The sequence below is a fragment of the Promicromonospora thailandica genome (assembly GCF_024171955.1).
Lineage (GTDB): Bacteria > Actinomycetota > Actinomycetes > Actinomycetales > Cellulomonadaceae > Promicromonospora > Promicromonospora thailandica.
Genome location: NZ_JAMTCS010000002.1, coordinates 260,861 through 281,157, shown reverse-complemented (window position 1 = coordinate 281,157; position 20,297 = coordinate 260,861). Strand labels below are relative to the sequence as shown.

Below are 20,297 nucleotides of genomic sequence, written 5' to 3'. Positions count from 1 at the left end.
TGCACACGCGGGTGAAACCGGCCGGACGGATCTCAGCGGCTCACACGCGGGCCGTCGAGAAGCGCAGCTTCTCCGGGGTGGCGTCGGCGGGCGTCTTGCGCAGGAACGCCCGGCGGTGCACCGAGAAGGCGTTGCGGTCGTCGAAGAAGTCGCGCGCCATCTCGGCCAGCTCGATGGTCTGGTAGTACGACAGCGGGCGGTCCGTCGCGCGGCGCTCGGCGCGCGCGGCGAGCATCCAGCCGAGCGTGGCGGGCTCCTCGTAGCCCTGGGCGGCCGAGGCCAGCCAGGTGTTGAACTCGCCCCACTCGCGCGGGCCGACGGCGCTGATCAGCCCGATCCGGGCCGCCTCGGCCACCGAGATCGGCAGCTTGCGGTTGAGCAGCAGCGAGGCGCGGTGCTCGCCCACGCGGGCCGGCACGCTCCACGAGTGCAGCTCGGACCCGTAGATGCCCATGTCGTAGTAGGGGTTCAGCACCACGCCCTCGCGAGCGAGGGTCACGTCGGCGCACAGACCGGCCATCACGCCGCCCGCACCCGCGTTCGCCGTGAACGCCGCGACGGTGAGCTGCTCGGCCGTGGCGATCGCCAGGCAGAGCTCGTCGATCGCGCAGATGTTGTCCCACGCCTCCGCGGCCGGGTCCGGCGACGCGTCGATGGCGCCGAGGTGGATCCCGTTGGAGAACGCGTGCTCGGTGCCCTTGATGACCAGGACGCGGGTGTCCTCGGTGAGGGCCTTCTCCACGGCGCTCGTCAGGCGGCGGCACTGCTCGGTGTACATCGCGCCGTTGTAGGAGCGGAACGTCAGGTACCCGACGGCGCCGTCACGCACGTACGTCGTCTCCGCGAGGGCGTCGGGCACCCGGCGGAACGGCGCGTGGTTCGCGTCGATCACCTGCGCGGCGGGGAGCTTCGGGCCGCGGCGGCCGCTCAGCTCGGCCGCGTAGCCCACCCAGAGCGTGCCGACGCCGCAGGCGATCGCCACGGCGTCGAGGTTGCGGCCGACGACGGTGCCGGGCGCCGCGCCGGTGTGCTCGGGCGACGCGACGGCGTCGAACACGCAGACCGACCGGCCGTGCACCTCGGCGGGTGCGCCGGGGGCGCCGTCGGCCGCGGCCACGAGACGCTCGAGCTCGTTCGCCGGGCGGTTCCAGTCGATGCGGAAGTCGGCGCGGCGCAGGAGCGGCAGCTCGCCGTCGACGGGCACGATCCGCAGGCAGGCCTCCGCCGGGATGGGCCGCTCGCCGTCGGCGACCTTGCGGACCACCTCGCCGATGCAGGCCATGGCCGCGTCCGCGACGCGGCTGTTGTAGAGCGCGCTCTTGGAGATCGGCTCGTCCGGCATGTCGAAGACGGCGGTGGCCCACACGGGGCCGGCGTCCAGCTCCTCGACGGCGGACAGCGCGGTGACGCCCCACCGGTCCCGGCCGTCGCGGATCGCGTGGTCCAGCGACGACGGCCCGCGGTCGCCCACGGGGCCCGGGTGCACGATGACGGTGGGCCAGCGGTCGTAGATCGTGTCCGGCACGCGGTGCTTGAGGAACGGGCACAGGATCAGGTCGGGGTCGGCGCGCTCGACGGCGCGTGTCATGGCGGCGCCGGACTCGAAGGTCGGGGCGAGCTCCACGCCCACGTCGTGCCCCTGCTCCCTCAATGAGCACCAGACCCGCTGGGTGAGACCGTTGAAAGCGGATACCAGGAGGAGAATCCTCATCGTCTGGTGGACTCCTTGTTGGATGGAAGTGCTCTGGGGGCGCCCTGCACTCTAGCCAGGGACGGCAATCGGGACAATGTGCCTCGGTGGTTAGATATCACCCGCGCGAAATCTTCACAGGGGGCGCGTCACCCCTGGGGCCGCAGCGCGATGGCCATCGCCTCGAGCGCGAGCAGCGGCGCCACGTTGCCGCCCAGACGGGTGCGGGCCACGCCGATCGAGTCCATGCGGCGGACGGTCTGCTCCGGGGTGGAGTCGGCGGCGAGCGAGCGCACCGTGTCGGCGAGCTCCGCGTTCACGAGCTCCACCTCCGCGCCGAGCTGCACCACCAGCACGTCCCGGTACAGGGACAGCAGGTCGACCATGGCGCGGTCGAGCACGTCGCGCTGGTGCCGCGTGGCGCGCCGCTTCTGGTCGTCCTCGAGCTGCTTGAGCTGGGAGCGCAGGCGCGGCGGCAGCGTCTCGCCGTCGGCCACGCCGAGGGTCCGCAGCAGCTCCGCCTTCTCGGCCGCGTCACGCTCCTGCGTGGCCGACGTCGCCTCCGCCTTGGCCACCTCGACGAGCTCCCCCGCCGCGATCACCGCGTCGCCGACGCCACGGATGCGCCGCGCGATGCTCAGCACGGCGGTACGTCGCTCACGCGCCCCGGCGTCGCGCGCCAGGCGCCGTGCGAGGCCGACATGACTCTGCGCCGCCCGGGCCGCGCTCAGCGCGACCGCCGGGTCGGCGCCGTCCCGCCGCACCAGCAGGTCGGCCACGGCCTGCGGCGGCGGCACGCGCAGCACGACACCGCGGCAGCGCGAGCGGATGGTCGGCAGCACGTCCTGGACCGAGGGCGCGCAGAGCACCCACACGGTGTGCGGGGGCGGCTCCTCGATGGTCTTGAGGAGCACGTTGGTGCTGCGCTCCGCCATGCGGTCGGCGTCCTCGACGATGATGACGCGCCACCGCCCGCCGGACGGCGACCGCGACGCCGTCGTGATCAGGTCCCGCACCTCGTCGATCGTGATGACCACCTTCTCGGTGGCCAGGAGCGTGACGTCGGGGTGGGTGCCCGCCATCGTCGTGGTGCACGCCTGGCAGACGCCGCAGCCGCCCTGCGGGCACTGGAGCGCGGCCGCGAAGGCCCGCGCGGCCACCGACCGCCCGGAGCCGGGCGGCCCCGTCACCAGCCACGCGTGCGTCATCGCGGCCGGGTTCGCCACGGCGGCCTGGAGCGTGGCGACGGCGGACTCCTGCCCGACGACGTCGTCCCAGACCGTCACGACGCGTCCTCCTCCGGGTCGGAGCCCGGCCCCTCGATGCCCGTGGCCTCGACCACCACCGGGGTGAGGCCGAGCCGGACCGCGACGTCCACCCGGACCTGCGCCTGGATGTCCTCGATCGACGCCGCCGCGTCGATGACCACCCAGCGGTCCGGGTCGGCCGCCGCACGCTCCAGGAAGGTGTTCCGCACGCGGGTGTGGAAGTCCAGGCCCGCGCGCTCGAGGCGGTCCAGCCCGCCCTTGCCCTCCGCGGCGGCACGACGCTGCACCGCGTACCCCGGCTCGAGGTCCAGCAGCACGGTGACGTCCGGGCGCAGGCCGCGGGCGGCCCAGAGCGAGATGTGCTCGACCTCGTGCGCGGGCAGGTCCCGGCCGCCGGACTGGTAGGCCACCGACGAGTCGAGGTAGCGGTCGGTGACCACGATGCCGCCCCGCTCCAGCGTGGGGCGCACGACGGTCTCGACGTGGTGGGCGCGGTCGGCGGCGTAGATGAGCGCCTCGGCCCGCGGGCCCATGTCCTGCCCGTGCATCACGGCGGCCCGCAGCTCCTCGCCGAGCGCGGTGCCACCGGGCTCGCGCGTCAGCACGACCTCGCGGCCGGTCAGGCCGGCCAGCCAGTCGCCGAGGAGGCGCGCCTGCGTCGACTTGCCGACGCCCTCGCCGCCCTCGAAGGAGATGAAGTAGCCCGGTGCGTTCACGCCGCAACACTAACCGCGACCACCGACATCTTCAGCGGCGCCCTCACCGGCGCAGCCGGCGGCCCGTCACGTGGGCCGGCGTGATGCGCACCCACGTGTCCCGGGTGTCCTCCAGGTAGCTGATCAGGTTCGTGGCCTCGGCGGCCGCGATGTCGGCGTCGGTCTCCAGGATCTCGGCCGTGCCCTTCACCACCACGCTGTACGCGATCTCCGGACCCCACTGGTCCACCTCGAAGGCGACCTTCTCGTTGATCGCCACCTCGGCGACCTTGGTGCCGGGGATCGTGTGGAAGTAGATGGTCCGGTCCGCGACGGCGAAGTTGAGCGGGAAGATCTCGGGCTCCCCGCCGACGGCCGTGCCCAGCCGCCCGATCGGCTGCATCGAGAGGAACTCCCAGCACTCGTCCTCGGTCATCGCCGTGATGCTCTGCTCGTTGGCGTCCATGTACTCATCGTGCGCCCGTCGGGCCGGCGCCGCCCGCCTTGTGACGTGTCGGACGCCCAGGTCACCCGGGTGACCTGGGCGTCCGACACGTCGTCACTTCTTGGCCGTCGACGCCTTCTTGGCGGCGGGCTTCTTCGCGGGGGCCTTCTTCGTCGTCGTCCGCGTGGTGCGCTTCTTGGCCGGGCCCTGGGCGCGCTTCTCGGCGAGCAGCTCGATGGCCCGCTCGGCGGTGACCGTCTCGGGCGTGAGGTCCCGCGGCAGGGTGCGGTTGGTCTCGCCGTCGGTCACGTACGGGCCGAACCGGCCGTCCTTGACCTGGATCGGCTTGCCGCTGTTCGGGTCGTCGCCCAGCTCGCGCAGCGGCGGCGTCGCCGTCCGCCCGCGCCCGCGCTTGGGCTGCTTGTAGATCTCGAGCGCCTCGTCGAGGGTGACCGTGAAGATGGCCTCCTCGGACGGCAGCGTGCGCGAGTCCGTGCCCTTCTTGAGATACGGGCCGTAGCGGCCGTTCTGCGCGGTGATCTCGTCGCCCGACTCGGGGTCCACGCCCACGACCCGCGGCAGCGACATGAGCTGCAGCGCGTCCTCGAGCGTCACCGAGTCCAGGGACTGCGTCTTGAGCAGCGACGCCGTCCGCGGCTTGGGCAGCGCGGCCAGGGCGCGCTTGCGCGCCGCGGCCGACAGGTCCGGGTCCAGGTCGGGCTCGGGCAGCTGCTCGGTCACGTAGGGGCCGTACCGGCCGTTCTTCGCGACGACGGGGTTGCCCGACTCGGGGTGGGTGCCCAGCACGCGGCCGTCGTCCGCCCCCGCGGCGAGCAGCTCGCGCGCCTTCTCCACGGTCAGCTCGTCGGGCGCGATGTCGTCGGGCACCGAGGCGCGCGGCGGGTTCTTGCCCTCCTCCACCTCGGCCGCGAGGTCCTCGACGTACGGGCCGTACCGGCCCACGCGCACGCGGATGCCCTCGCCGATGTCCACCGAGTTGACGGCCGCGGCGTCGATCTCGCCGAGGTTCTCCACGAGCGCGCGCAGGCCGCCGCCGTCGCTGTCCACGCCGAGCTCGTCGGACGTGCCGAGGTTGCCCTCGGCCTCGCCGAAGTAGAACTCCTTGAGCCAGGCCACCCGCTCGCGGGAGCCCGCGGCGATCTGGTCGAGGTCGGCTTCCATCGTGGCCGTGAAGTCGTAGTCGACGAGCCGGTCGAAGTGCTCCTCCAGCAGGCGGACCACCGCGAAGGCGAGCCACGTGGGCACGAGCGCCTGGCCGCGCGTCACGACGTACCCGCGGTCCTGGATGGTCGAGATCGTGGCGGCGTACGTGGACGGGCGGCCGATGCCGCGCTCCTCCAGCGCCTTGACCAGCGAGGCCTCGGTGTAGCGGGCGGGCGGCGTCGTGGAGTGGCCGTCGGCCGCCAGGTCGGTCCCGGTCAGGGCGTCGCCCTCGGCCATCGTCGGCAGGCGGGTCTCCTTGGCCGCAGCGGCGCCCTCGGCCTCGCTGTCGGCGTCGGCGCCCTCCTCGTACGCGGCCAGGAAGCCGCGGAACGAGATGACCGTGCCCGACGCCGAGAACACCGCCTCGTCGCCGCCCCGCGCACCCCCGACGACGACCGCACCGAGCCGCACGGACGCCGTCGACCCCTTGGCGTCGGCCATCTGGGACGCGACCGTGCGCTTCCAGATCAGCTCGTACAGGCGGAACTGGTCGCCGCTCAGCTCGCCGGCGACCTGCGCCGGGGTGCGGAACGAGTCGCCCGCCGGGCGGATGGCCTCGTGCGCCTCCTGGGCGCCCTTGGACTTGGACTGGTACAGCCGCGGCGCACCCGGCACGTACTCGGGGCCGTACAGCTCGGCGGCCTGCCGGCGGGCGGCGTCGGTCGCCTCCTTCGACAGCGAGGGGCTGTCGGTGCGCATGTAGGTGATGTAGCCGTTCTCGTACAGGGCCTGCGCGGTGCGCATCGCCTGGCGCGACGACATCCGCAGCTTTCGGCCCGCCTCCTGCTGCATCGTGGAGGTGGTGAACGGCGCGGCGGGGCGCCGCGTGTAGGGCTTGGTCTCCAGGCTGCGGACCGAGAAGTCGGCCGCCTGCAGCCCCGCGACGACGGCGTTCGCCGTCGCCTCGTCGAGCTGGACCACGCCCGTGCGGACCTTGAGCCGGCCCCGGTCGTCGAAGTCACGGCCCGAGGCGACCTTGTCGCCGGCGAGCTGGGTGAGGCGCGCGCGGAAGGTGGGCTGGCCGTCGTCCGCCACCGCGAAGGTGCCCGCGACGTCCCAGTAGTCGGCGGGCACGAACGCCATGCGCTCGCGCTCCCGCTCCACGACGAGGCGCGTCGCCACGGACTGGACGCGGCCCGCGGACAGGCCCTGGCGCACCTTGCGCCACAGCACCGGCGAGACCTCGTAGCCGTACAGGCGGTCGAGGATGCGCCGCGTCTCCTGCGCGTCGACGAGGTCCTGGTCCAGCTCGCGGGTGTTCTCCAGCGCGCGGAGGATCGCGTCCCGCGTGATCTCGTGGAACACCATGCGCTTGACGGGGACCTTGGGCTTGAGCTCCTGGATCAGGTGCCACGCGATGGCCTCGCCCTCGCGGTCCTCGTCGGTGGCGAGGAAGAGCTCGTCGGCGTCCTTGAGCGCCTTGCGCAGCTCGCTGACCTTCTTCTTCTTGTCCGCGTGCACCACGTAGTACGGGTCGAACCCGTTGTCCACGTCCACGGCGAACTTGCCGTACGGGCCCTTCTTCATCTCCGCGGGCAGGTCCTTGGGCTGCGGGAGGTCGCGGATGTGCCCGACGCTCGCCTCGACCTCGTAGTCGTCGCCGAGGTAGCTCTGGATCTTTCGAGCCTTCGTGGGCGACTCCACGATCACGAGCTTGCGTGCCTGGGACATCCGGTCCTGCCTGCTTCCTGCGGGTCTGGGGTGGTGCGCCGAGTGGCGTTGGAGAGTTCACGGTACGCCAGGCGCGACGGATCGCACCCTATCCGGCTGACATCGGGTTGCCCCGTGCTTTCACATGACCGTGGTGATTTCGCCTGTGGGATCTCTTCAGGCCGGTCCCTTACGGTGGGCCCATGACGGACCGTACCCTTCCCGCGCCACGGCTGCGGCCCCGCGTCACCGCAGCGGCCGTCGCGCTGCTGGCGCTGTGGGGCGTGTGGTCGACGTGGGACGTCTTCGTCACGTCGGGCCGCGGCCAGCGCGCCGACCAGCTCGCGCTCGACGGTGCCGTCCGCGGGCAGGGCGTGCTCTGGGACCTCGCCGAGCCGGTGCTCGATGTGGTGTCCGCCACGTTCGTCGTCCTGGGCGTGGGCGCGGCGGTCGTCGTCGCGCTGGCCCGTGGGCGCTGGTGGCTCGCGGCACAGGTCGCGGTCCTGGTCGTGGGCGCCAACCTCACCACGCAGGTGCTCAAGCACCTCGTGCTCGGGCGCCCGCCGCTGCTCGACGTGCCCCGCGCCGACGTCAACACCCTGCCGAGCGGGCACACCACGGTCGCCGCGTCGGTCGCGGCGGCGCTCCTGATCGCCGTGCCCCGCCGCTGGCGGCCGCTCGTGGCGCTGGCGGGGGCCGCCTACACGGGCGCCACCGGCATCTCGACGCTGGTCGGGCAGTGGCACCGGCCGTCCGACGTCGTCGCCGCCGTGCTCGTGGTGCTCGCCTGGGGTGCCGGGGTGTCCGCCCTCGGCATGCCGTCCTCGCTCGACGACACCGCCCAGGCCGGCGCGGGTGCGGGCACCGCCGCGACCGCCGGCCTGCTGCTGCTCGGCGGCGCGGGCGCCGGCGTCCTCGCCGCCGGCGCGCTCGGCGGCGTGCTCGGCTACCGCTGGGGCCTGCCCGTGGGCGGCGACCTCACGGCCTACATGGGCGGGCTGCTCGGCGTGGTCGCGGTGACGGCGGTGGCGTTCGCCGTGCTGCTCGTGGTCCGGCAGTCGACGGCACGGCCCTGATCTTTCCTGGCCGACCGGCCGGGCGTGCGGGTCGCGCCGGCGACCCGCACGCCCGGCCTGCCGTCACGGGGTGGACCAGCCGCCCGTGTACGAGCCGGAACCGGAGTAGGCGCGCACGACCCAGCGGTAGGTGCCGGACGTGCCCGAGTAGCTCACGCGCTCGTCGGGCGAGGTGGTGATGCCCTGCGCGACGGTGACCCACGAGCCGCCGCTGACCTTCTGCAGGTACAGGTCGAAGTCGGTGCCGCTCGGGCCGTCGAGGCAGCCCGTGATGGTGCCGGAGCCCGAGGAGAACCCGGAGGTGCCCGGCTCGGCGGCCTGGGCGCCCGAGCTCAGCGAGCCGCTGAACGCCGACTCCTCGCCCGAGCAGCCCGTGGGCGTGCTGCCGCCACCGTTCGTGATGAGCGAGACGCCCGCGGCGCTCAGCGCCTCGTTCACCGGCTGGAAGTAGGTGGTGCCGCCCGAGCGGCAGTTGCCGCTGCCGCCCGACGTCATGCCCTGGGCCTGGCTGCCCGCGAGCAGCGAGCCGCCCGAGTCACCCGGCTCGGCGCACACGTTGGTGCGGATCAGGCCGCTCACGGTGCCCTCGGCGTAGGTGACCGAGGCGTTGAGCGCCTGGATGGTGCCGCAGTGCCAGCCGGTCGTGGAGCCGGAGCGGCAGACCGTGGCGCCGACGGCGGCCGGGGTCGAGCCCGCGACGTTGACCGTGCCGCCGCTGTAGTTGTTCACGGCGCCGATCAGGGTGTCGTCGGAGCCCGTGTTCACGTAGGCGTAGTCGTTGCCGGGGAACGAGGAGACCTGGAAGGTGCCGCTGGGCGAGGTGGTCGTGGCCCCGCGCGAGCCGCAGTGACCCGCCGTGACGAAGCCGCCCGTGGCGGAGAAGCCGACCGAGCAGCGGCCGCCGCCGATGTAGTAGGCGTTGCCGCCGATCACGTTGATGAAGGTGCGCGGCATCTGGGCGACCTCGACCACGGACACGGAGCCCGCCGGGACGCCGGCCTGACGGACGGCGGAGACGACGTCGGCCCGGGAACCCTCCGCGACCTCGACGACCACGGTGTTGGACTCGACGTCCACGTAGGCGCCCGCGACCTTCGAGCCGGCGGCCGCCCGGTAGGCCTGGGTGGCGATCCGGTCGAGACGCTCGAGCGACCGGCCGACGGTGACGGCGTTGGCACCGGCGGCGCGGACCTTCGCGGCCCCTGCCGTGTCGGTCACGGCGACGAACAGCTCGTCGCCCTCGACCCAGGCGCCCGCGTACCGCGCGTCGAGGGTCTTGGCGAGGGTGTGCTGCGTGGCCGACAGGGCCTCGTCGGTGCGCAGGCGGTCCACGGCCTGCGCGGTGGTGAGGCCGAGGTCGCGCTCCATCGCGGCGACCATGCCCGGCGCGTACCGGGACGCCTCGGAGGTGTCGGAACGGGCCGCGGTGCCTGCGGTGGCGGCGGTCATGCCTGCGGCGAGGAGCGTCGCGGCGGCGGTGGCCACGGTGACTGCTCTGAAGGATGTGCGTCTCATGTCCAGCGACTCCTTGTCGTCGGGGCAATGGATTCACCCAGTGCCGGACAGCGTAGGGTCGCTCCCAGGTAACTCCCAGATACCGTTTAGGCCATATCGGGGCAATATGCGGACAAGCCGAAAGGGCGGGTAGGGGAAGCCCCTACCCGCCCACCTGCGGGGTCGGTCAGCTGGTCAGCAGGGACACGCCGGCCGCGCTCAGCGCCTCACCGACGGGCTGGAAGAACGTCTGGCCGCCGGAGGAGCAGTTGCCGCTGCCGCCGGAGGTCATGCCCTGGGCCTGCGAGCCGGCGAGCAGCGAGCCGCCCGAGTCGCCCGGCTCGGCGCAGACGTCGGTCTGGATGAGGCCGGAGACGCTGCCCTCGGCGTAGTTCACCGTGGCGTTCAGCGCCTCGATGGTGCCGCAGTGCCAGCCGGTCGTGGAGCCGGAGCGGCACACGGAGGCGCCGACGGCGGCAGGCGAGGAGCCCTCGACGGCGACCGTGCCGCCGTTCCAGTCGTCGACCACACCCACCGGGGTGTCCGAGTCGACCGAGACGTAGCTGTAGTCGCTGCCCGGGAACTCCGAGACCTCGAACGTGCCCGAGGGCTCGCTCGCCGAGGAGCCGACCGAGCCGCAGTGCCCGGCCGAGACGAAGCCGCCGGTGACCGCGAAGCCGACCGAGCAGCGCGCGGAGCCGTCGATGAAGTACGCCTCCCCGCCGATCACGTCGGCGAAGGTGCGCGGGCGCTCCGTCGCCTGCCGCAGCGAGACGGCGGAGGCGGGCACGCCCGCCGCTGCCACGTCGGCCCGCACGTCGGCCGTCGCGCCCTCGACCACGTCGATGACGATCTCGTTGGTCTCCACGTCCACGTGGTACGAGGTCACGTCGGACGACGACAGCGCGCCGTCCAGGTCGGCCGTCCAGGCGTCCAGCGCCGCGAGCGAGCTGTCGACGACGACCGGGGTCGCTCCCGCCGCGCGGACGGCGGCCGCCCGTGCGGAGTCGGTCACGGCGACGTGCAGGGCGTCCGCGCCCTCGAGCCAGGCGCCGGCGTACGACGCACCGAGCGACTTCTCCAGACCGTGCTGCGTGGCGGCCAGCGCCTCCTGGACCGCGAGGCGGTCCACGGCCTCGGCGGTGGTCAGGCCCAGGTCGCGCTCCATCGCGGCGACCAGGCCGGGCGTGTAGCCCGCGGCGGCGGACTCGGCGTCGGTGGACCCGGCAGCAACGGCGTTGATGGTGCCGGCAAAGAGGCCCACGGTGGCGGTTGCCACGGCGACGCCCCGGAGGGAAGTGCGTCTCATCTCCTGCGACTCCTCAGGTAGGAGAGGGTGAAGTTCCACCCACAGGTGATTTTTCACCCGCTCGCCCACCGTAGGAGGAGTCGGTCGTCACGCCCAGATCACACTCAGGTCATACATATTTCCTATGGAGGGCAAACCACACCCGGCGCGCCGAGCTGGCGGGTCAAGCGAGCATGCCGTACATCGCGAGCCACTGCTCGTACTGCGGGCTGCGGCGCACGGCGTCCCGGTGCGCGCGGTGGGCCGCACCCTCGACGGCCTCCAGGTCCACGCGCAGGTCGGCGTCGTGCCGCCAGCCGAGGTAGTGGGTGCGGCGCAGCGGCGCCCCCGCGAGCGGCACCGTCACGGCCCCCGGTGGGTCCAGCTGGCCGGGCTCCACGAGCGCCACCGCCCGCCCCGCCCGCACCTGGTCGACGGCGGTGGTCCACTCCGCCTCGCCCATGCCGCGCGGCGTGAACCCCGCCCGCACGCACGCCGACACGAAGCACTCCTCGAGGCAGCTGTGCGAGGGCACGCAGAGCCACTGCTCCTCGGCGAGCTCGGTCAACGAGACCTCGGGCTTGCCCGCGTACGGGTGGTGCTCGTCGATCAGCACGAACATGGGGTCGGTGCAGACCCGGGTCCACGCCACCTCGCCCGCCGACGGCGGCGAGACGTCGGAGCACATCCCGACCAGGCCGACGTCGATGGTGCCGCGGGTCAGCCGGGACGCCACGTCGTCGGCCAGGTGGGGCATGGCCGTGGTGACCTCGGCGCCGGGGATGGCGATGTGCAGCTGGTTCACGAACAGGCCGCCGAGCGACGTGCCGGTGATGCCGACCCGGACCGTCTCGCCGCGCGCGACGTCGCCGTTGACGAGCCGCTCCGCGTCGTCCGCCAGGGCCGCCATCGCGGGCAGGAGCACGCGGGCGTGCCGGAGGATCAGGTCGCCGAGCTCCGTCGGGCGCGCGCCGAAGCGGTCGCGGACGAACACGTTGCCGCCCAGCGACCGGTCGATGCGGTTCAGCTGCGCCGTCAACGCCGGCTGCGCGATGCCGAGGGCAGCGGCCGCCTTGGTGACGCTGCCCGACTCGGCAACGGCGACGACCATCTTCAAGTGCCGCATGTCGAGTTCCACACGTTGGAAAATAACTGTCATATCGGCGGATGTCTCGGTTCCGACCAGAATTTATCGGTTCACCCGCCTGACCGTTACGTCCCGGAAACGAACGTGCCGCCGCGGTGCACCCGGGTACAGGGGTTCCGACACCGGCACGTCACTCCGCCAGGAAACCGTCCCGGACCAGGCCACGGACGGCCGGCAGCAGCTCGGCCGCCAGGGCGTCGGCGGGCACCTCGAACAGCGCGGCGAGCGCACCGACGATCTGTCCCACGGTGAGCTCGCCGTCGCACGCGCCGACCAGGGCGGCCAGCGGGCTGGACGCCTGGATGCCGCGGCCGAGCCCGTCACCCTGCCGCACGATCACGACGTTCGGGTCGGCCGCGCCGGGGGTCAGGTAGCGCTCCTCGGTCACGTCGGCGGCCGTGACCAGCCGCGCGGCGGCCAGGGCGGCGTCGTCGCGGGCCGCGAGCCAGTCGTGCCCCGCCAGGCTGCGGGCGATGTGTGCCCCGAGCGGCTGGCGCACCGAGCCGGTGTGCTCCTCGAGGCGGCGGAGCGTGGGCTCCCCCGCCTCCGGGCGGCGCAGCGTGACGATGCCGAAGCCGACCGCCTCGACGTCCCGGCTCGCGAAGTCGTCGAGCCACGCACCGTACGCCGCGGCCCAGGCCCCGGGCTCCCGGTCGGGCGTCGTTCCGCCGTCGCGGATCCAGGTCTCCGCGTACTCGGCGGGGTCCAGCACCTCGCGCTGGATGATCCAGCCGTCCAGGCCGGCCTGGTCGAGCCAGGCGCCCACGCGCTCCGTCCACGGCTCGCCCCTGCGGTGCTCCCAGTTGCCCAGGAGCTGCGCCACGCCACCCGGCGCCAGCACGTCGCCGACGCCGAGCACCAGGTCGCGCACCAGGTCGTCGCCCGCCCGGCCGCCGTCGCGGTACTCGTAGTCGCCCAGCGCGTCGGCGACGGCCTGCCCGGCGGCACCGGCGTGCGGCGTGATGACGAACGGCGGGTTGGAGACCACGAGGTCGAACCGCTCGCCCGCCACCGGGTCGAGCATGGATCCCTCGCGCAGCTCGACGTCCGCGTCGGCCAGCGCGTTGAGCGCGACGTTGAGGCGCGCGAACGCCAGGGCCCGGCGCGAGATGTCGGTGGCGACCACACGCTGCGCGTGCCGAGCCGCGTGCAGCGCCTGGATGCCGCACCCGGTGCCGAGGTCGAGCACGCGGCCGGTCGGGGTGCGCACGGTGACCTGCGCCAGCGTGAGGGAGGCCCCTCCGGCGCCGAGCACGTGGTCGGTGGCGAGGCGGTCGCCGGTGGCCAGCTCGCCCAGGTCGGAGGCCAGCCACCAGCGGGCGTCGCCGAGCGCGTCGGCGGACGAGTACGGGCGCAGGTCGGCGGTGGCGCGCACCTCGTCGTCCGCCCCCTCGCCCTGGGCGGTGACCAGGCCGAGCCGGGCGGCACCGGAGGACCCGGTGGCCGGCAGCGCCCGGTCGAGCGCGGCGCGCGGCACGGGCAGGCCCAGGAGGAACAGCGCGGCCAGCGTGGCGCGCGGGTCGTGGTCGGACGGCGCGACGCCCGCCACCGCCGCGGCCACCGCCCGGCGGGCCGGCAGGGCCTGCTCCCGGTGCAGGGCGGCCGCGGCCAGCGGTCCGAGGAGGTCCTCGACGCCGTCGACGTCGTAGGAGCCGGAGACCAGGTCGGAGCGGAGCGAGGCGACGAGCGCGGGGTCGGTCACGGGAGGCTGCACGAGCCCATCCTGCCCGCAGAACCGGGCCCGGGTCGCGCTAGCCCCGGCAGTTGGACGCCACGTACTCCTGCACCCGCTGGGACGCCGCCACCATCGCGTCGGTGTCCAGCTCCTGCTGCGCGCCGCCGACGGCGGAGGCCACGGCGGGTCCGTCGTTCGGCTTCACCTTCTCGATGTTGTTCGCGACCGTCGAGTAGTAGGTGAAGGCGACCGCCCAGTCCTCGGCGATGGCCTCGGGCGGCGTCACGCCCTCCAGCGCGTTGCGGGCGTTGATGAACCCCTTGCGGAGCGTCTCGGGCTGGTCCGCGACCATCGCCGACTGCGCGTTGGCGGCCTGCGTCCACGCCATCTGGGTCTGGGCGCACGACGCGGCGTCGGCGGCCGAGAGCTCGCCCCCGCCGCCGGCGAGGCTCGTGGCCCAGCCGGTGCCCAGGCCCAGCAGGGCCGCCGTGACGCCCGCCGAGACGAGCACGAGGGGCTTGTCCAGGAGCTTGGGCAGGCCCCGGCGGAGCGTCTTCTTGATGCGCTTCTGCTGCGCGGTGTCCGGGGCTGCCAGGCGACCCCGGGGGCGGGTGCCGCCGGAGCTCTTCCCGCCGGGCCGCTCGGCGGCCCGGCCCGCGGCGGGCGCGGCGGGATCCCCGTCGGTCCCGCCGGGCACGTCCGGCAGGGCGGGCGCCGCGTCGGGCAGGGCGTCGGGCCCGTCGCCGGGCATCGGAAGGGCAGGCGCGACGTCGTCCGCCCGGTCCGCGCCGTCGGCCTCGGTCACCGGGCCGATGTTCAGCGGGAAGCCGCCGGCGGGCGTGGGCGCGACGTCGGCGCCGCTCTTCGGGGCGCCCTTGGCGCCGGACCGCGCGCCCTTGCCCTTGGCGCGCGACTTGCCCGACCGGCCGCCCGACTTCCCCGACTTCCCGCTCTTGCCGCCGGCGTTCTTGCCCCGGCCCCGGGGCAGCGCCGGCTCGGTCGCGGCGACGGACCCCCAGGGGTTGGCGTCGCCGTCCTCGGCCGGGTCGGCCACAGCGGGGGCAGGGATCGGCCCCCACGGCGATCCACCGTCGCCCTCCGCCGGGCTCGGCGGGGTCACGGGCGCCGCGGCGCCCGCACTGCCCCACGGGCTGGGTGCCGGCTCCTTCGCCGCCAGGCCCTCCGCCCACTCCAGCGCGCTGGCGCCGGGGGCCGACTCACCCGACGCGAGGCTCTCCGCCCAGGTGAGCGCGTTGGACGCCGGGGGACCGCCGGCGCGGGACGCAGCACGACCACCCCGTGAGCCCTTGCGCCGTGTCGCACTCATAGCCGCGAACTTTACCCGCAACCACTGGGAGGACAGGAAGGGCGATCGTGTGATAGCCGACGATCCACGGGTGAAGTCTCTACCCGGCCGTCTATCGGCTCAAGTAGCTGATGCTGGCCCAGAACACGACCGCCAGCATGGCGACCAGACCGATCGCGAGCGTGAGCAGACCCCAGTTGCGCGCCCGCCGAGAGGCTTTCCGCGCTTTGTCGTGCTGCCCCGACTTCCAGAGGCCGTTGACGCGCAGCGCGTTCACCAGTGCGACGATTCCGGTCGGAAAGAAGAAGAAGATCGTCACCAGCACCGAGAACAGCAGGTAGGTCCGCGGCGGGTACTGGAGCTGCGCCGGGTAGGTGTGGACGTTGACGTGCACGGGTCCGCGGTCCCCGCCCGGCACGGCCGGCGGCGTGGCAGAGCTGCTCATGGACGTCCCCTTCACTGGTGTAAAGGGAGAACTTAGTCCAATTTCGGCGATTTGTTGAATGCGCAGGTCAGCCCGGGATCTTGCGCAGCACCTCGCGATAGAAATGCACTCCGCGACCCAGGGAATCGACACTCAGTCGTTCACCGGCACCGTGCACCGACCGCCGCTGCTCACGCGTCATGAGGAACGGGCTGAACCGGTAGACGTGGTCGCTGATGGGGGTGAAGGTGCGCGCGTCGGACGAGGAGAGCAGCACCGAGGGCACCACCACCGCGTCGGGGTACGCGGCACCGATCGCCTCGCCGAGGAGCGTGAACTGCTGCCCGTCCGACGGCGAGACCTCGCTGGGCTCGCTGCTCGTCGCGACCTCGATCTCGACCTGCTTGTCCCCCACGACGCGCCGCAGACGCGCGACGGTGCGCTCCACCGTCTCGCCGAGCGCGACCCGGACGTCCAGGTGGGCGCGGGCCGACGTCGCCGCGACGGTGGGGCCCGCGCTGCCCTCGAGCTCGGTGACCGCCGCGGTGGTGCGCACGGCGGCGAAGGCCTCGGGCCCGCCCCGCGCGACCAGCCAGGCGGCGGCCTTCCCGAACGGGCCGGAAGTCAGCCGGGTCGCGACCCGCAGGAGCGCGCCCTGGAAACCCTTCGCCCCGGGCGCCACGCGCTCCAGGAGGGCAGCCGTCGGGGGGCTGACCCGGGCGGCGAACCGGTGCCGGCTCACCCGCGCGACGGCGCGGCCCAGGCGCCCGGTCGCCGTCTGCCGGCCGGGGGTGGCCCCGTGCCCGCCGACGTCGGTGGTGACCAGGTCGATGCCCACCCGCCCCTTCTCGGCCACGCCGACGAGGGCCACCTGACGGTCGCTGCCCGGGACGAGGTCGGTCACGACGCCGCTGCCCTGGTCGACCACGAGCCACGGCCGCACGCCCAGCTCGTACAGCCGCCGGACGGCGCGCTCCGCGGACTGCCCGCCGACCTCCTGGTCGGCGCCGAAGAAGAGCCAGACGTCCCGCTCGGGCACGAAGCCGTCGCCGAGCAGCGTCTCCACGGCGTCCAGCACGGCGACGAGCCCGCCCTTGTCGTCGAGCGTGCCGCGGCCGTGCACCACCCCGTCGCGGATCTCGCCCGAGAAGGGGTTGGTCGGCCAGTCGGTCTCCTGGACCGGCGCCACGTCCTGGTGCGCCATCAGCACCACGGGGAAGGGGTGCAGCACGTCCTGACGCCCGCGGCCCGGCCAGCGGAACAGCAGGCCGTGCTCACCCACGGGCTCGCTCTGCAGCGCGTGCACCCGCGGGTAGAAGGTCGCCAGTGCCGCACGGTGCCGTGCGAACGACTCGTGGTCGAGGTCCTCGGGGTCCCAGGACGACACCGTGGGGATCTGCACGAGCGAGGACAGGTGCGCGGCCGCGATGTGCCCGGCGGCGGCGTGCCCGTCGCCGTACGGCTCGGAGGACGTGAACGACGACGCCCCGGGCCGGTCGGGCAGCACGGCGTCGGGCGCCGCGGGCTGCTCGGGGACGGGCGCCTGCGCCGAGGCCGCGCGTGCCGTCCGGGGGGCCGCGCCGCCGGCGGGCTCGACGGGCGGGGCGGGCGGCGCCGGTGGTGCCGGCCGGGCGGCTGCCTTCGCGATCATCTCCGCCGTGACCTGCGGGATCGCCTCGGTCGGGTCGATGTCGGCACTCACGGGACCTTCTCCTGATCCGGGTCTGCCCCGAGGGGCTCCTGCGTCGGGGCACTCGATAGCACAACACCGCAGACGATAGCGGTCGCACTGCCTTTTCCACATACCCCGGATGCGGTGTATGCCTGCCCATTTTGCCGGATACAGCCCGCTCGCGCCCGACGGCCCGCGCCACGCCGTCGTTGCCGTTGACCTCGGGCGAGGACGCGGGTCCACTGTGGGCATGACGACTGAACGCTGGAGCCGGGCCACGGTCTACCCCGACATGTGGACGGACCCCGACGACGATCCGCGCGAGGTGCTGGCCGACCCGGTCGGCGAGAAGGAGACCCTCTGGAACTACCTCAAGCACTACCGTCTGACGCTGGAGATGAAGTGCGACGGGCTCGACGCCGAGCAGATGGCGCGCCGCTCGGTGCCGCCGTCGACCATGTCGCTGCTCGGGCTCGTGCGGCACCTGGCCCACGTCGAGCAGAGCTGGTTCCAGCGCGTGCTCCAGGGACGGGAGGAGCTGCCGCGCCTGTTCGGCAAGTCCGAGGACCGGCCCGACGCGGACTTCGACGGTGCCGTCGCGGACCCCGCCGTCGTCGCGGACGCGTGGGAGAGCTGGCGGCGCGAGGTCCGGGACGCCGACGCCTGGATGGAGACGCTGCCCGAGGACGGGCTGGGCGCGACCGTCACGCGACGCGGCGACCAGATCCCGGTGCGTGACGTGCTCGTGCACATGGTCGAGGAGTACGCCCGCCACGTGGGCCACGCCGACCTGCTCCGTGAGTGCATCGACGGCCGCGTCGGTCAGTGACGCGGACCCCGACCCACGAGAACGACCTCGGGTACCTAGTCCGGCCGGACTCGGTACCCGAGGTCGTTCTGGAAGCGGACCGCCTGCCGGCGGGCGGGGTCAGACCGAGGCCTGGGCCCTGGCCTGCTCCGCCTCCTGGGCGGCGTCCACGCGGGTCGCGCGCACACGGGACCACACCACGGCGCCGAACGCCACGGCCGCCGCCACCAGCGCGATGCCGATGCGGAGCGCGTGGTTGGCGTCCGCCGGCACGCTGATCGCCACCACCGCGGGGGCGATCAGCAGCGCCACCAGGTTCATCACCTTGATGAGCGGGTTGATTGCCGGGCCCGCGGTGTCCTTGAACGGGTCGCCCACGGTGTCGCCGATGACCGTCGCGGCGTGCGCGTCGGAGCCCTTGCCGCCGAACTTGCCGTCCTCGACGATCTTCTTCGCGTTGTCCCAGGCGCCGCCCGAGTTCGCCAGGAAGATCGCCATGAGCACGCCCGTGCCGATGGCGCCGGCCAGGAACCCGGCCAGCGGGCCGACGCCGAGCCCGAAGCCCACCGCGATCGGCGCGAACGCGGCCAGCAGGCCCGGGGTGACGAGCTCGCGCAGCGAGTCGCGGGTGCAGATGTCGACGACCTTGCCGTACTCGGGGCGCTCGTCGAACGTCATGATGCCCGGGTGCTCGCGGAACTGGCGGCGCACCTCGAACACGATGGCGCCGGCGGCGCGCGTCACGGCGTCGATCGCCAGGCCGGAGAACAGGAACACCGTGGCCCCGCCGAGGATGACGCCCACGAGCGTGACCGGCGAGATGATCTCGTAGCTGAGCATCGACGTCACGAGCCCGCTGCCCACGTCGCCCACCTGCGCCAGCGCGTGCGACACGGCATCGGCGTAGGAGCCGAACAGCGCGGTGGCGGCGAGCACGGCCGTCGCGATGGCGATGCCCTTGGTGATGGCCTTGGTCGTGTTGCCGACGGCGTCCAGGTCGGTGAGGATCTGCGCGCCCTCCTCGTCGACGTCGCCCGACATCTCGGCGATGCCCTGGGCGTTGTCGCTGACCGGTCCGAACGTGTCCATGGCGACGATGACGCCCACCGTGGTGAGCAGGCCGCAGCCGGCCAGCGCCACCAGGAAGATCGCCAGCGAGATCGAGCCGCCGGCCAGCAGGAACACGCCGCAGATGGCGGCGGCGATGATGCCGGCCGTGTAGACGGCGGACTCGAAGCCCACGCCGATGCCGGACAGCACGACGGTCGCCGCGCCCGTGCGGGACGTCTCGGCCACGTGCAGCGTCGGCTTCTTGTCGGTGCCCGTGAAGTAGCCGGTGACCCACAGGATGACGCCCGCGAGCACCACGCCGATGAGCACGGCGAGCGCGGAGACGACCCGCGGGTCGGCGGTCACCTCGGAGAGGTCGGCCGTGCCGGTGAGCTGGTCGAACGACGACGGCAGGTAGACGAAGGCAGCCACGCCGGCCAGCAGCGCGCCCACGACGGCCGAGATGTAGAACCCGCGGTTGATCGCTGCGAGGCCGCTCTCGTTCCCGCGCACGCGGGTGATGAACACGCCCAGCAGGGCCACGAACGCGCCGATCGCGGTGACGATGAGCGGGAACACGAGGCCCTGCTCGCCCATCGCGGCCTTGCCCAGGATGAGGGCGGCCACGAGGGTCACGGCGTAGGACTCGAAGAGGTCGGCCGCCATGCCGGCGCAGTCGCCGACGTTGTCGCCCACGTTGTCCGCGATGGTGGCCGCGTTCCGGGGGTCGTCCTCAGGGATGCCCTGCTCGACCTTGCCGACCAGGTCGGCGCCCACGTCGGCCGCCTTGGTGAAGATGCCGCCGCCGACCCGCATGAACATGGCCAGCAGCGCGGCACCGAAGCCGAAGCCCTCCAGCACGGCGGGCGCGTCGACGTCGTACACCAGCACGACGAGCGCGGCGCCCAGCAGGCCCAGGCCCACCACGGACATGCCGACCACACCGCCGGTGCGGAACGCGATGCGCGCGCCCTCGGCCCGGCCGCCGGGCCGGGTCGCGGCCGAGGCGACCCGGACGTTCGCCCGCACCGCGAGCCACATGCCCAGGTAGCCGATCGCCGCGGAGAACCCGGCGCCGAACACGAACGCCACCGAGCGCCCGACCCGCACGCCGCCGTCGCCCGGCAGCAGGAAGAGCAGCGCGAACACGACCGCGGCGAACAGCACCAGGGTGCGGAGCTGTCGTCTCAGGTAGGCGGATGCGCCCTCCTGCACGGCCTGGCCGATGTCCTGCATCTTCGCGGTTCCGTCAGGTGCCGCGAGCACCTGCCGGCGCAGCACGAGCGCGCACCCCAGGGCGGCCGCCGCGATGAGGGCGATCACCGCCACCGTGGTGTAGCTCCCTGCGCCGAAAACAATATCTTCGGGCATCCGTCCTCCTCGAC

At 73.6% G+C, this 20,297-nt stretch carries 15 protein-coding genes; 2 read left to right on the top strand and 13 right to left on the bottom strand.

The genetic code is table 11. From position 1 onward, the window contains the following. Window positions 1–40: 40 nt before the first annotated feature. From APR03_RS04405 to topA, 5 genes are all read right to left on the bottom strand, one after another. On the bottom strand, window positions 41–1,624 hold the full coding sequence (locus APR03_RS04405; protein WP_253833147.1) for an enoyl-CoA hydratase-related protein: 1,584 nt from the start codon (window positions 1,622–1,624) through the stop codon (window positions 41–43). A 215-nt stretch (window positions 1,625–1,839) separates the two neighbouring features. Beyond that, a complete protein-coding gene (locus APR03_RS04400; protein ID WP_253833145.1) occupies window positions 1,840–2,976 on the bottom strand; it encodes a DNA polymerase III subunit delta' in 1,137 nt (378 codons plus the stop codon). Next, window positions 2,973–3,674: a dTMP kinase gene (gene tmk, locus APR03_RS04395; RefSeq protein WP_253833143.1), complete on the bottom strand. Its 702-nt coding sequence runs from the start codon at window positions 3,672–3,674 to the stop codon at window positions 2,973–2,975. The genes APR03_RS04400 and tmk overlap by 4 nt, the downstream gene beginning before the upstream one ends. A 43-nt stretch (window positions 3,675–3,717) precedes the next feature. Then, complete coding sequence (locus tag APR03_RS04390) at window positions 3,718–4,119, bottom strand: pyridoxamine 5'-phosphate oxidase family protein (protein ID WP_253833141.1); 402 nt, start codon at window positions 4,117–4,119, stop codon at window positions 3,718–3,720. Window positions 4,120–4,212: 93 nt separating this feature from the next. After that, on the bottom strand, window positions 4,213–6,993 hold the full coding sequence (gene topA, locus APR03_RS04385) for a type I DNA topoisomerase (RefSeq protein WP_253833139.1): 2,781 nt from the start codon (window positions 6,991–6,993) through the stop codon (window positions 4,213–4,215). Window positions 6,994–7,175: 182 nt separating this feature from the next. Here topA and APR03_RS04380 point away from each other — a divergent pair, with 182 nt between their 5' ends. Beyond that, complete coding sequence (locus APR03_RS04380) at window positions 7,176–8,048, top strand: phosphatase PAP2 family protein (RefSeq protein ID WP_253833137.1); 873 nt, start codon at window positions 7,176–7,178, stop codon at window positions 8,046–8,048. A 63-nt stretch (window positions 8,049–8,111) separates the two neighbouring features. Here APR03_RS04380 and APR03_RS04375 read toward each other — a convergent pair whose 3' ends face one another. The 7 genes from APR03_RS04375 to APR03_RS04340 form a co-directional block, all read right to left on the bottom strand. Then, on the bottom strand, window positions 8,112–9,563 hold the full coding sequence (locus APR03_RS04375; RefSeq protein ID WP_275977088.1) for a S1 family peptidase: 1,452 nt from the start codon (window positions 9,561–9,563) through the stop codon (window positions 8,112–8,114). A gap of 166 nt (window positions 9,564–9,729) precedes the next feature. Next, window positions 9,730–10,851: a S1 family peptidase gene (locus tag APR03_RS04365; protein WP_253833135.1), complete on the bottom strand. Its 1,122-nt coding sequence runs from the start codon at window positions 10,849–10,851 to the stop codon at window positions 9,730–9,732. A 163-nt stretch (window positions 10,852–11,014) separates the two neighbouring features. Beyond that, window positions 11,015–11,956: a LysR family transcriptional regulator gene (locus APR03_RS04360; protein ID WP_253833133.1), complete on the bottom strand. Its 942-nt coding sequence runs from the start codon at window positions 11,954–11,956 to the stop codon at window positions 11,015–11,017. Between the two features lie 151 nt (window positions 11,957–12,107). Continuing rightward, window positions 12,108–13,691, bottom strand: a complete 1,584-nt coding sequence (locus APR03_RS04355; RefSeq protein WP_253833131.1) for a DUF7059 domain-containing protein — start codon at window positions 13,689–13,691, stop codon at window positions 12,108–12,110. 37 nt (window positions 13,692–13,728) lie between these two features. Further along, window positions 13,729–14,979, bottom strand: coding sequence for a hypothetical protein (locus tag APR03_RS04350; protein WP_253833129.1), 1,251 nt, complete (start codon window positions 14,977–14,979; stop codon window positions 13,729–13,731). Window positions 14,980–15,070: 91 nt separating this feature from the next. After that, window positions 15,071–15,403, bottom strand: a complete 333-nt coding sequence (locus APR03_RS04345) for a CD225/dispanin family protein (protein WP_253833127.1) — start codon at window positions 15,401–15,403, stop codon at window positions 15,071–15,073. A gap of 67 nt (window positions 15,404–15,470) precedes the next feature. After that, complete coding sequence (locus APR03_RS04340) at window positions 15,471–17,084, bottom strand: M20/M25/M40 family metallo-hydrolase (RefSeq protein ID WP_253833125.1); 1,614 nt, start codon at window positions 17,082–17,084, stop codon at window positions 15,471–15,473. A 220-nt stretch (window positions 17,085–17,304) separates the two neighbouring features. Between APR03_RS04340 and APR03_RS04335 the strand changes: the two genes are divergently transcribed. Then, window positions 17,305–17,883 carry a DinB family protein gene (locus APR03_RS04335; RefSeq protein ID WP_253833123.1) on the top strand — a complete coding sequence of 193 codons (579 nt, stop codon included), beginning with the start codon at window positions 17,305–17,307 and terminating at the stop codon, window positions 17,881–17,883. A gap of 99 nt (window positions 17,884–17,982) precedes the next feature. On the opposite strand, the gene APR03_RS04330 is transcribed toward APR03_RS04335, so the two are convergent. Beyond that, complete coding sequence (locus APR03_RS04330; RefSeq protein WP_253833121.1) at window positions 17,983–20,283, bottom strand: sodium-translocating pyrophosphatase; 2,301 nt, start codon at window positions 20,281–20,283, stop codon at window positions 17,983–17,985. Between the last annotated feature and the right edge of the window lie 14 nt (window positions 20,284–20,297).

Coding starts and splice junctions, on each gene's coding strand:
- APR03_RS04335 (WP_253833123.1), top strand. CDS start 17,305: ATGACGACTGAACGCTGGAGCCGGGCCACGGTCTACCCCGACATGTGG.
- APR03_RS04350 (WP_253833129.1), bottom strand. CDS start 14,979: ATGAGTGCGACACGGCGCAAGGGCTCACGGGGTGGTCGTGCTGCGTCC.
- APR03_RS04330 (WP_253833121.1), bottom strand. CDS start 20,283: ATGCCCGAAGATATTGTTTTCGGCGCAGGGAGCTACACCACGGTGGCG.
- APR03_RS04375 (WP_275977088.1), bottom strand. CDS start 9,563: ATGAGACGCACATCCTTCAGAGCAGTCACCGTGGCCACCGCCGCCGCG.
- APR03_RS04390 (WP_253833141.1), bottom strand. CDS start 4,119: ATGGACGCCAACGAGCAGAGCATCACGGCGATGACCGAGGACGAGTGC.
- APR03_RS04345 (WP_253833127.1), bottom strand. CDS start 15,403: ATGAGCAGCTCTGCCACGCCGCCGGCCGTGCCGGGCGGGGACCGCGGA.
- APR03_RS04365 (WP_253833135.1), bottom strand. CDS start 10,851: ATGAGACGCACTTCCCTCCGGGGCGTCGCCGTGGCAACCGCCACCGTG.
- APR03_RS04360 (WP_253833133.1), bottom strand. CDS start 11,956: ATGCGGCACTTGAAGATGGTCGTCGCCGTTGCCGAGTCGGGCAGCGTC.
- topA (WP_253833139.1), bottom strand. CDS start 6,993: ATGTCCCAGGCACGCAAGCTCGTGATCGTGGAGTCGCCCACGAAGGCT.
- APR03_RS04380 (WP_253833137.1), top strand. CDS start 7,176: ATGACGGACCGTACCCTTCCCGCGCCACGGCTGCGGCCCCGCGTCACC.